This is a genomic window from Pleurocapsa sp. CCALA 161 (genome assembly GCF_003003995.1).
In the GTDB taxonomy this organism is placed as follows: domain Bacteria; phylum Cyanobacteriota; class Cyanobacteriia; order Cyanobacteriales; family Xenococcaceae; genus Waterburya.
The window spans coordinates 21,574-33,553 of sequence record NZ_PVWF01000054.1 but is presented as its reverse complement, the minus strand read 5'-3'; the positions used below and the strand labels follow the sequence as shown (position 1 = coordinate 33,553).

11 protein-coding genes are annotated in these 11,980 nt (G+C 41.0%); 7 read left to right on the top strand and 4 right to left on the bottom strand.

Going from position 1 to position 11,980, the window contains the following annotated elements; all coding sequences use genetic code 11:
- Nucleotides 1-414, top strand: a 414-nt coding sequence (locus C7B62_RS14160) for a hypothetical protein (protein ID WP_106237429.1), incomplete at its 5' end; no start/stop codon positions are given.
- 15 nt (nucleotides 415-429) lie between these two features.
- On the opposite strand, the gene C7B62_RS14155 is transcribed toward C7B62_RS14160, so the two are convergent.
- The 4 genes from C7B62_RS14155 to ctpA all read right to left on the bottom strand — a co-directional run bounded on the left by C7B62_RS14155 (nucleotide 430) and on the right by ctpA (nucleotide 4,226).
- Nucleotides 430-1,521 carry a DUF2817 domain-containing protein gene (locus C7B62_RS14155; RefSeq protein ID WP_106237426.1) on the bottom strand — a complete coding sequence of 364 codons (1,092 nt, stop codon included), beginning with the start codon at nucleotides 1,519-1,521 and terminating at the stop codon, nucleotides 430-432.
- Nucleotides 1,522-1,530: 9 nt separating this feature from the next.
- Entirely contained in the window at nucleotides 1,531-2,361 is an 831-nt protein-coding gene (locus C7B62_RS14150) for a pentapeptide repeat-containing protein (protein ID WP_106237422.1), read from the bottom strand.
- Between the two features lie 131 nt (nucleotides 2,362-2,492).
- The gene (locus C7B62_RS14145; RefSeq protein ID WP_106237419.1) at nucleotides 2,493-2,867 is read right to left on the bottom strand and encodes a DUF1499 domain-containing protein; all 375 of its coding nucleotides are present in this window, start codon (nucleotides 2,865-2,867) and stop codon (nucleotides 2,493-2,495) included.
- A 120-nt stretch (nucleotides 2,868-2,987) separates the two neighbouring features.
- A complete protein-coding gene (gene ctpA / locus C7B62_RS14140; protein WP_106237415.1) occupies nucleotides 2,988-4,226 on the bottom strand; it encodes a carboxyl-terminal processing protease CtpA in 1,239 nt (412 codons plus the stop codon).
- A 535-nt stretch (nucleotides 4,227-4,761) separates the two neighbouring features.
- On the opposite strand from ctpA, the gene petB reads away from it, so the two are divergent.
- From petB to infB, 6 genes are all read left to right on the top strand, one after another.
- Nucleotides 4,762-5,430 carry a cytochrome b6 gene (petB, locus tag C7B62_RS14135; RefSeq protein WP_106237411.1) on the top strand — a complete coding sequence of 223 codons (669 nt, stop codon included), beginning with the start codon at nucleotides 4,762-4,764 and terminating at the stop codon, nucleotides 5,428-5,430.
- Nucleotides 5,431-5,664: 234 nt separating this feature from the next.
- Nucleotides 5,665-6,147 carry a cytochrome b6-f complex subunit IV gene (gene petD / locus C7B62_RS14130; RefSeq protein ID WP_106237407.1) on the top strand — a complete coding sequence of 161 codons (483 nt, stop codon included), beginning with the start codon at nucleotides 5,665-5,667 and terminating at the stop codon, nucleotides 6,145-6,147.
- Nucleotides 6,148-6,452: 305 nt separating this feature from the next.
- On the top strand, nucleotides 6,453-6,911 hold the full coding sequence (gene rimP / locus C7B62_RS14125) for a ribosome maturation factor RimP (protein ID WP_106237404.1): 459 nt from the start codon (nucleotides 6,453-6,455) through the stop codon (nucleotides 6,909-6,911).
- A 93-nt stretch (nucleotides 6,912-7,004) separates the two neighbouring features.
- A complete protein-coding gene (gene nusA / locus C7B62_RS14120; protein WP_106237400.1) occupies nucleotides 7,005-8,300 on the top strand; it encodes a transcription termination factor NusA in 1,296 nt (431 codons plus the stop codon).
- Nucleotides 8,301-8,443: 143 nt separating this feature from the next.
- Nucleotides 8,444-8,692: a YlxR family protein gene (locus C7B62_RS14115; protein WP_106237396.1), complete on the top strand. Its 249-nt coding sequence runs from the start codon at nucleotides 8,444-8,446 to the stop codon at nucleotides 8,690-8,692.
- Nucleotides 8,693-8,996: 304 nt separating this feature from the next.
- On the top strand, nucleotides 8,997-11,921 hold the full coding sequence (gene infB, locus C7B62_RS14110; protein WP_106237393.1) for a translation initiation factor IF-2: 2,925 nt from the start codon (nucleotides 8,997-8,999) through the stop codon (nucleotides 11,919-11,921).
- Nucleotides 11,922-11,980: the final 59 nt, after the last annotated feature.

Sequence of the window (11,980 nt, the reverse complement as noted above, 5' to 3'; positions counted from 1 at the left end):
ATGGCATCGGCAACAGAAGTAAAAAACTACCTAGCTCATTGGTTTCAATTAGGCAAAAAACTAGTTTGGCGTAATGGTGAGGCTGAACTACTACCGTCAAAAATTCTTCAAGGAGATCGCTTTGCCCCAGAATTTGAAGAGTGTTGGCAAAAAATTATGAGTGTCAATGGTCAAGACTGCTATCTTTTGGGAGCAGAAGCCACGATTGAAGAACTATTGACCCCTGCTTGGACAATCGACCACTGTGCTAGATGTACTATGCCGATAGCTATGGTTGAGACAGGAATTCAACCTCTTGATTGTACCTGTAGTGACTTGGAGAATTGGCCGAATACAGAATTACCTACTCCTCATTCTCCTATTAATAGCCAAACAAAATTAACCAGTATTAGCGATCGCCTTAAAACTAAGTAATACTAAAATAGATATTTACAGCGAGCGTAATCCTGCCAATAATTCCTCTTGAGCGGTAAACGCCAGGTTGCAAATTGATTTTTGCCAATCAGGGCGATCGCTATAAAAGGCATCCAACATCTTCTGTTTAATTTCTACTGCTTGTTGAGTATTCAAATCGCCATGGGTATGCAGCCAGTGATCGGCTCTCAGAGCAGAAAAAACTTCTGTTTCAGATATTGTGCCAAATTCATAGACAGCAGCAATACAGGTTGAATTCACAAATTTCTCTTGCAAGGCAGCAATTAAAGTTCCCTGCGGGAAATAGGCAGCCACAGATTCCTCTGAACCCGTAACTATTAATTTATCACCCCAAATTGCTGAAGCTAAATTCTGATTGTGGCCATCACCAACAGGCAGACTCATTAGTTGTCCTGTCGCGTATGGTCCTAACCCTGTATGATAATCCAGTAAACCTACTGCTTGTCTATCGCCCAAATAGCGATCGCTGATGTGATTAAGCATTCGATTTGACCAGGTGGGAACTTCTCCGCCATAAAAAGGTGCATACCAGTGTTGATATTGTCCTTTGGCTAGGTCGGCTAAACCTGATGGTCTACTGTATAAGTATTCTGTGATTTGATCTAAAGTTTCAGTCTGAGTTGTTTGTGTCCACTGTTGGGGGATAACTATATCTGCTAGATCGTCATAAAATGTATTTTTTGGTAATGGTTGCTGAAAATCAAGAAAGTTACGGTTAAGATCAACACCATCCTCATTGACTCGTCTTAAATGACTCATGCCATAAGGATTTAAACCATGAATCATGACAATAGCAACCTCACTATCTGCTTGCAGATGCCACCCTGTTCTCATCGAACCAACTTGAATTCCTGAACCACAATAGCCCTCCACCCCATGAGTCCCAGAGATCGAGAGTAAAACTTTTTGAGCAGCAAGATCGCCAAACCATGCCAGATCCAGATAGAGTTTTTCCCCAGCTATACCTCGCAAAGGATGTTGCCAAGATTTTAGCAAAGTAGCCCGATCAACAGCAGCAGTGAGAAAATTATGGCGAGCCTTGGAATACTTTGAATTAAAGCTAGAAATATAATCTTCGTATTGCATCACTTAATATTACGCTTGTCTTGCCAAACTATCCTTAGTGTTACAGCGGGTATAAGGATTCCAGGTAGTTAGATCTGGTGCTGGAAAAGCTAAAATAGCTGAACGCGCTTGCTCATTTAAGCCTTTGACAAAACTAAAGTCTGCTCCAGCAATATTTTGGAGATTATCTAAATTTGCCCCACTGAGATCTGCTCCCCTAAAATCTGCTCCTTTTAGTTCAGTATTTCCTAAGCGAGCATTGCGTAAACTCGCCCCTGTCATGATCGCTTTTTGCAAAATCGCGCCACTGAAGGAAACATCATCTAAAATTGCCTGCGTAAAATCTGTCCCACTTAGATAAGCACCAATAAATTTTGCCCCTGTTAAATCCACCCCACGCAGATTGGCAGTATTAAGATAAGCTCCTGTCAACTTTGCTCCTGGGCCTACAGCACCCGAACTTTGATAATCAAATTCTTCAGGGAAGGTCGTTGCCGAATTATAAATAGTTACTTGAAACTGAGTATCGGTTAAATTAGCACCAGTTAAATTGGCACCACGAAGATCCGCACGACTCAAATATGCTCCAGTCAGATCTGCTCCAGTCAGATTTGCTCTAGTTAGATCTGCTCCTCTTAAATCAGTTTTTTGCAGGTTTGCTCCAGTTAGATTTGCTTCAACTAAATCGGCGTTAGTCAAGATACTGCCAGAAAAATTAACCTGTCCTAAGTTAGCTTGATTCAGAGCGATCGCATATAAGTCTTGGTTACTAAAGTCCGCATAGGCTAAACTCTCTCCTGAACTAATTTTAGCAGTGATCTCAGCAGCAGTCGGAGTTTTATTACTAGCTGTGGTAGGCATAGTTTAAATTAATAAAATTAATAAATAGTTGAAAATTGCTCATCAATAATTATGCTGATGAGCAATAAAAAAGGGTTAAGCTAGCCCAACCCTAAGAATTCTTACTACTTATTGTCTAATATCTAGTTAATTTATTTCAGTTTGCTTCTAATTTCTTCAACTCGCTTGCGGTTGACTCCTAAATCCGATTTCCCCAGACGAGAGGCGGAGCGTACTTGAACAGCATTGGCATTATCTAAATAAAATTCCACATCATCGACGTAACCCATCAACTTGCTCTTGAACTCGGCATAAAGATAATTATCCTTTTCCTCAACAATGGTAGTCCCTTCCATTCCCGTTACTACTTTTTTAATCTCCGCAATAGATACCCCAGGCAAAGCATCAATTTTCGATTGAGCATCATCACTTTGACTATTCACACAGTTAGGAGTTCTAGGACAAGCCGCCAACTTGCCGTCTTTCACTCCTAAATTGCTAGGTCGTTTTCCCGTAAAGTTAAACATTTTCTTAAATCTCTTTTAAATCTCTTGATACAACTCAGTTTTATTCCTAATTTAGGATTATTTTACACTAGACCAAAATATGACTTAGTCAAGCGATCGCTGTTAATTTTTAACCTGAAATTATTCTGCTTTAGCTAAAACACTTGTTCTACCTGTAACTAACCTTAGCGCCTCTTGGTATTGCTGATCGGCTTCTGTGGCAATCTGCGCATAGGTAATCGGGTTTTGGGTAACTACATCGTCGGGCATAATTCCTAGCTTATTAATATCAGTATGGTTAGGAGTTTCATATTTAGCTACCGTCACGGCTAAACCTGCACCATCGGGCAACTCAAATAAAGATTGAATTAGTCCTTTGCCAAAAGTTTTTTCTCCCACTAATAAAGCTCTTTCATTATCCTGTAATGCTCCCGCCAAAATTTCACTCGCACTAGCTGTCCCCTGGTTGACCAAAACTACTAGCGGATCTTCCGTGAGTATTTCACTATTAGATTCAAAGCTACCCAATGCCCCTTGACGATTTACGGTATAAACAATCGTCCCCCCATCAATCCACATGCGAGCAATTTCGATCCCAGCCTGGAGTAAACCCCCAGGATTATTCCGTAGATCTAGAATATAAGCCTCTGCGCCCTGTTTTTCTAGGTCATTAACCCTATTAGCAATTTCTTTGGCTGCATTGGCACTAAATTGATTCAAGCGCACATAGCCAACTTTTTTGTCTGTATTGGTATCTAAAGCAGTATAAACAGGATTAAGCGAAATGCGATCGCGCACTATTTCTACATTACGAGGTTTGGCAGTTTTGTCTTGACCAGACTGGATTCTTAAAGAGACTTTACTACCTGTTACCCCTCGCATCATGGCTGCTGCTTCATCTAGAGTGATGGTTTTGGCATCTACCCCATCAATTTCTAAAATGCTGTCTCTTGGTTCAATTCCTGCTGCTTCAGCGGGAGAGCCAGCTAAAGGAGAAATCACTTCAATTAACTTAGTTTCGGGATTAATATTGATCTGTAGCCCTACACCAGAAAGTTCTCCTGAAGTATTGACCTGTAAACTATGATACTGTTCTGGTCTTAGTAGTCTTGTAAACGGATCGTCTAGAGTTGCCAACATCTCTTCTATAGCACTATACGTCTCGTTGCGATCGCGTAAAGGCTTTTTAATAAATTTTTCTCTTAACTTCCACCAGTTTTGATGGTTGAGGGTTTCATCTAGATAAGACTGGTTGACAATCCGCCAAGATTGCAGCAACAGCTTTTGCTCCTCTGTAAAAGCTTGAGCATCAGGAATATACCAGCAAGAGGCAATCCAGAAAAATGCGACTAAAGCCAGGGAAAAAACTTTTTTGACCATAAGAGAAAATTAAGTAGGGCGATATCTTGACTATGACTGTTATTTTAAATTTAGCAATTCTTAACTAATTGTTACCTATTAACCAAGAGTATTTTTATTCACTGGACTATTGCGATCGCCAAGCCTAGGCAAAGCCCAATCGCCAATCTATTCAAGATTTATGAGTTATCCCAACCTAAAATTGGCGTATAATACGACAATAAATAAAGACATCATAGCTTAAAGCTATGTTACATTTTCTAAATAGAGTAAAACTTTTCTCATATAGTCTTGCTCTAATCTGGACTTAAACAGCAAATACACATAATGCACAATGCGTAATTTCTGTCCCTAGAACAGATAAAATCATAATTTCTGTCCTTAGAACAGATAAACTTAAAGTACGCATTTGCAACCTACAGACTTTGTAAGGCGGTATTGTAAATACTATTTTCTCAGGTAATAATTCTTGAGAGTTTAAGTGATGCAGAGCTTTGCAAGTCTGATCGTCAAACTTCATCCATAACTATTTTTTGTTAGCTAATTTATAGGCTTCATGTTTTCTAAACAAGTAACAGATTCAAAAACTTTTCAGTGGTTTGATGAGCGTTTGGAGATTCAAGCAATTTCTGACGACATCACTAGTAAATATGTACCTCCCCATGTAAATATTTTCTATTGCCTGGGCGGTATTACTCTAGTTTGCTTCCTAATTCAGTTTGCAACTGGATTTTGCATGACTTTTTACTATAAGCCCAACGTCGCTGAAGCATTTACTTCAGTTGAATACATCATGAACGAAGTCAGCTTTGGATGGCTAATTCGTTCGATCCATCGCTGGTCAGCCAGTATGATGGTCTTGATGATGATTTTGCATACTTTCCGCGTTTACTTAACTGGTGGTTTTAAAAAGCCTCGTGAGTTGACCTGGATTACTGGTGTCATCATGGCAGTACTTACCGTCAGCTTTGGGGTAACTGGCTATTCTCTTCCTTGGGATCAGGTTGGTTACTGGGCGGTAAAAATTGTATCTGGTGTACCTGCTGCAATTCCTGTAGTCGGCGATCAAATGGTTGAGTTATTAAGAGGCGGTGCTAGTGTTGGTCAAGCCACTCTAACTCGTTTTTATAGCTTGCATACCTTTGTCTTGCCTTGGTTGATTGCAGTCTTTATGCTGCTACACTTCTTGATGATTCGCAAACAGGGTATATCTGGTCCTTTGTAAATTTTAAAATAATCAACCAGAGTTTCTGTATGGAGATTAAAATCCAAACAGATGTGCGTAAAACAAATATATCTAAATACGCATGTTGCTTTACGCCAGTCGGCACAGAGGTAGATTAAAACCACTTAACTTTTTTCTAAACTTAAAGTGCCACTTTATTTGATACAGCAGTTGAAAGAACTAACATTTTTTTATTTCACTAGCTGAGCCAAAGTAAATTTAGGAGAGAACACTATGTCCACATTAAAAAAGCCAGATTTAACCGATCCTGCTTTACGCGCTAAATTGGCACAAGGTATGGGTCACAACTACTACGGTGAACCTGCTTGGCCCAATGATTTGTTATATATTTTTCCTGTAGTAATTTTAGGAACTATTGGCTTGCTGGTTAGCCTAGCAGTCTTAGACCCTGCGGTTATGGGCGAGCCTGCAAATCCTTTTGCTACCCCTCTAGAGATTTTACCTGAGTGGTATTTATACCCTGTATTTCAAATCCTACGAGTTGTCCCTAGCAAACTATTAGGAATTGCTGCTCAAACAGCAGTACCTTTAGGTTTAATGTTGATTCCTTTTATCGAAAACGTCAACAAATTCCAAAACCCTTTCCGTCGTCCTGTAGCGACTACAGTTTTCCTCTTTGGTACTGTAGTAACTATTTGGCTAGGAATTGGGGCTACTTTTCCCATTGATGAGTCTTTAACTTTAGGCTTGTTCTAAAATCTACCAAGCTTTGGTAAAAAGACACAGTAGTTCAGTGTTTAGCTTGAGTTCTGACTTAGGTTAATTATTGTTCAGCTGTGTCTTTTGGTATAAAAGAGAATTAAATTATTCTCGCTACTTTGATTTTATTGGTATGATATATTGCAGAAATATTAGTAGAGCGGACTAAAATTTTTCTACCTGCAAGGATATCAAGCATAGAAGTGGGGTTTGCCCGCTTTTTTTGTTGCCAAAATCAACCATAGTTCAAACTCTAACTCACCATCCAAGTTAGTTGGCGTCAGACCAAACTTTTGCGAGCCATGACTCATCCTCTTGTCCCTAAAATTATTGAACTAGCATCACCCTTAGCTGAAGAGCTTAACTTAGAGTTAGTAGATGCCGTGTTTCAAACTAACAAAACACCGCCCATTTTGAGAATAGACGTGAGAAATTCCGAGGGAAATACTAGCCTAGAAAACTGTGAACAAATGAGCCGGATGCTTGAAGAGAAACTAGACTTAACCGAAATCATTCCTGGAGCTTATGTCCTGGAAATTTCTAGTCCTGGTATTTCCCGCACCTTAACTACAGAGCGGGAATTTGTTGCCTTCAAGGGGTTTTGTGTAACTATCAAAACCTTTGCTCCTTACAAAAACAAAAAGCAATGGCAAGGGCGACTGCAATATCGAGATGAAACCACAATTCATATCAACGATAAGGGTAAAGCGATCTCTATCCCCCGCGAATTAATTGCTAAGGTGCAGCTTGACGATGGATAACCCAGAAGCAACTAAACATTTTGCATTTTGCGCTCAACTGCTCAACTAAAATCGACCATTTAAATATTTATTTCACTATTTTAGGAGTACCCCATGACTATAGTCAGTTTGCCTGGTTTAAGGGCAACGATTGAAGAAATTAGTCAAAGATACAATCTGCCAGGTAGTTCTGTTGAAGAAGCCTTAAGAGAAGCACTTATTAAAGGATATGAAAAATTTCGTCGTTCTAAAGCTCGCGATGAAGAGTTTGACGAAGAATATTTTGAAAACTTTAATGTCCAGCTAGATACTGAAGAAGAAGGGTTTCAAATTCTCACTACCAAGGTCATTGTTGACATTAGTAAAGACCAGATTGAAGATCGGGATCATCAGATTGCTCTAAGTGAAGTTCGAGAACAGGTGGATGATTCGGAGATTCAAGTTGGAGACTCGGTGCTAGTGGATGTCACTCCTGAGCAAAAAGACTTTGGGCGGATGGCAGCCATTCAAACCAAACAAGTACTACTACAAAAACTGCGAGATCAACAGCGTAAATTGATTCAAGAAGAATTCCAAGACTTGGAAGATACAGTCTTACAAGCTAGGGTAGTTCGGTTTGAGCGTCAATCCGCGATTGTAGCGGTTACTAGTGGACTCGGACAGCCAGAAGTTGAAGCAGAATTGCCCAAGCGAGAACAACTACCAAACGATACCTATCGCTCTAATACAACTTTTAAGGTTTACCTGAAAACAGTTAGAGATACACCCCATCGTGGACCACAGCTAATGGTTTCTAGAGCGGCAGCAGGTTTAGTGGTAGAGCTATTTAGCAACGAAGTTCCTGAAATAGAAGAAGAAATTGTTCGTATTGTAGCTGTTGCCAGAGAAGCTCATCCTCCTTCTCGTCATGTAGGAGTACGTACCAAAATCGCGGTAGATACTGTAGAACGAGATGTCGATCCTGTAGGAGCCTGTATCGGTGCGAGGGGTTCGAGAATTCAAGCCGTGGTTAATGAACTACGGGGGGAGAAAATTGATGTAATTCGCTGGTCACCAGACCCCGCTACCTACATCTCAAATTCTCTTAGTCCTGCTAGAGTAGATCGGGTGATTTTAGCCAATACCGAAGATAGGCAGTCGATTGTTCTGGTTGCTGAAGACCAATTAAGCCTAGCCATTGGTAAAGAGGGACAAAATGTTCGTTTAGCAGCTCGTCTCACTGGTTGGAAAATAGATATCAAAGATGTTGCTAAGTTTGATGAAGAGGCAGAAATGGCAAAATGGGCAGCAATTGCTCACGAAGAGTTTGATGATGAAGCTGATGTAGAGTCTGAAGAAGGGGTAGAGGCAGCGCCTGAACTAGAAGAGGTTGCTCAATTCGCTGAATCAGCCGAATCTACAGAAGAGTGAGGAATTTAGAAGATAAGTCTAGCGTTGCTAAACCAATTAAATCGGGCTACGCTAGAATTTATCAGGACGATCTTCAAATGTAGCCTGATTTTCTACCAAATCAGATCTAAAACCTGAGCAAAATCTTAAAAAATTACCAAAGTTTGAATCAGATTAATTATCGTCGATGTATAAGCTGTAAAAAAATTGCTCCCAAACAATCCTTCTGGCGCGTTGTACGTTTAGCATCTAGTTGCCAAATTCAGTTAGATGGAGGCATGGGACGTTCTGCTTATCTATGCCCTAATATTCACTGCTTAACCACGGCCAAAAGTAAAAACCGTCTCAAAGGTGCTTTAAGAACTAAGGTGCCCGATCATATTTATCAAAATTTACAAGCACGTCTAAGCTGATCTGCTTAGAGCTTAGAGACAAAACATAGATTGTTCAAGATAAAATTTAAGACTAGATCTATAATTTGATGTTTTTCTCTAAAATAAAGCTATGGATAAATTACTATTAGCTATAATCTGAAACTTGCTCTGATTATTTTATTGTTTAATTTAAATTCTAATCTTAGGATAGAGTTAATAAACTGGCATCAAATGTCACATATAGCTTTAAGCAATCTGTGATCGAAACTTAAACACATGAAGGACTACATGGATAAACCAATGGTCAAATAAAATATAAATAGTCAACTGAGGGGCATAGTGGATGAACAACGGCAAAGTTAGAATATACGAATTATCGAAAGAATTGAATTTGGACAACAAAGATATTAAAGAAATTTGCGAACAACTCAATATTGCAGTCAAAAGCCACAGTAGTACTATTACGGTTGATGATGCAGAAAGAGTAAAATCGGTGGCGACAAAGTCCCCTCGCACCGAAAACAATCATGATGTTCAGAAAAAAGGTGATAAAGCTCTGAAAGTCCCAGCCAAACGCAAACAGCAAATTTTAGCTGTACATTATCGAACTGACAACTCCAATCCTAGTTCGAGAACTCAAGCAGCAAATTCCCCTGGAGAATCTCCTAGATTAGTTACGCCACCTTCGAGACCCCAAACAGCAAATTCTGCGGGTGGGTTTACTGGAAAATCTTCAACGCTAGCCAAACCTATGCACACTGAATCTGGTTTTGAGCGGGATGAAGAAGTAGCGTCTACTGCCGATCGCAATTTAGATTTAAACAACGCTAGTTCAATTCAACCACCAAGGTTAACTGTCCCACCTTCTCGACCTCAAGCGAAAAAATCAGCCAGCCGAAACTTAATTCAGTCTCCAAGTAAGCCAAAGATTCGCTCAATCGACCCGCCTCAAAGCAAAACAGAAGAACCACCAGAAGAGAAGAAAAAAAAGGTTATTGCACCTCTGCCTAAGCTGAATCAAAGACCCCAGAAAGCTCAAACAGTAGGTAAAGTAGCGCCCAAAGACGAGCCAGAAGATGAAGAACTGGTAGATAACCTCGATGGTGATGATGTTGAAGCGGATGACCTAGAAGTTAAAAAAGTCACTCGCCTCAAGCGCCCTGCTCCGCCCAAAAAAGTTAAAGAGTGGGAAAATGAAGAAGAAGATGAGAGTAAACAAGCTAAGTTAGGCAAAGGCAAAGCAGCGAAGAAACGCCGTGGACCCAAGCCGATTTTGGATGACGAAGATTTTGATGAATCTGATGCCAATGCAGTGCAGATCAATGAAGCCTTCAGCTTGTCTACAGCACGCCCTGCTAAGCCCAAGTCGATGCAGCAGCAGCCAGCAGCAACTGTGAACAAGAAGCCTCGTAAGCCATCCTTCAAAACTGAGAAGACTCAGAAAAATGAACGTCAGTCTAAAGGAAAAGTTGTGCCTACCCTATCGGAATCTATTATTCTGACAGACAATTTAACTGTGCGGGATTTAGCAGAGCGGCTCAATACTCCTGAGACAGATATTATCAGAAATCTGTTTTTCAAAGGAATTTCCGTTAACATCACTCAAACTTTAGATTTAGCCACCGCTCGTTCGGTAGCAGAAGAGTTGGGTGTAATTGTGGAAACTCCAGCCGAAAAATCGGCAGCGATTAAGAATACAGAAATGCTGGATGCAGATGATCTAGAGAATCTTCAAACTCGCCCACCAGTAGTGACTATTATGGGTCACGTAGATCATGGTAAAACCACTTTGCTAGACTCAATCCGCAAGAGTACTGTAGCTTCTGGGGAAGCAGGCGGGATTACTCAACACATTGGGGCTTATCATGTAGATGTGGAACACAATGGCAAGCAGCAGCAAATTGTTTTCCTGGATACTCCTGGTCACGAAGCCTTTACCGCCATGCGTGCTAGGGGCACTAGAGTGACGGACATTGCCGTGTTAGTGGTAGCGGCAGACGATGGAGTACAGCCGCAAACGAAAGAAGCAATTAGTCATGCTAAAGCTGCTGAAGTACCCTTGATTGTGGCGATTAATAAGGTAGATAAGCCAGAGTCTAATCCCGATCGCATTAAACAAGAATTAACAGATCAGGGTTTGGTTCCCGAAGAGTGGGGCGGAGATACCACAATGGTTCACGTTAGCGCCCTCAAAGGAGACAATTTAGACGAACTGCTAGAGATGATCCTGTTAGTGGCGGAAGTAGAAGAACTTTCGGCTAATCCAGACCGTGCTGCTAAAGGAACGGTGATTGAGGCTAATCTTGATCGTAATCGAGGCCCTGTGGCAACCCTGCTGGTACAAAACGGTACTTTGAGAGTGGGAGATAGTATCGTCGCGGGTTCAGTTCTCGGTCGAGTTCGCGCCATGATTGACGATACAGGAGCAAAAGTAGAAGCAGCAACGCCATCTTTTGCCGTGGAAATTCTGGGACTCAATGAAGTTCCAGAAGCGGGGGATGAATTTGATGTTTATCAAGACGAGAAAGAGGCAAGAGCGATCGCCGATCAGCGAGCAATTGCCCAAAGAGATAATCGGTTACTCCAGTCTCTATCTTCTCGTCGTATTAGTCTCAGCAGCATCTCAGCCCAGGCTCAAGAGGGTGAACTAAAGGAACTCAACCTGATTATCAAGGCCGATGTTCAAGGTTCTGTAGAAGCCATTCTTGGTTCTCTACAGCAATTACCGCAAAATGAAGTACAAATTCGTACTCTGATGGCATCTCCAGGAGAAGTGACAGAAACCGATGTAGATTTAGCAGCAGCGAGTGGTGCAGTAATTATTGGCTTCAATACTACCCTAGCAGCAGGAGCAAGACAGGCAGCAGATCGAGAAGGAGTAGACATTCGCCAATACGATATCATCTATAAGCTTTTGGATGAAATTCAAGGAGCAATGGAAGGTCTTCTCGATCCCGAACAAGTTGAGGAAAATCTTGGTCAGGTTGAAGTTAGGGCTGTCTTTCCAGTTGGTCGCGGCGCAGTTGCCGGTTGTTACGTTTTATCGGGCAAAATAGTAAGGAACTGCAAAATTCGAGTTCGTCGCGGCAACAACATCGTCCATGAAGGGGATCTAAACTCTCTCAAACGTATGAAAGAAGACGTAAAAGAAGTTAACACTGGCTTTGAGTGTGGTATTGGTGCAAGTAAATTCTCTGATTGGAAGGAGGGTGACATCATCGAAGCTTACGAGCTGGTGTTTAAACGTCGTACTTTGGCGACTAAGTAAGATTGCCAAACTGGGAGGTTGATTTTAATAGAGCTTAAGCAGCTTAAATAAAGTCATTT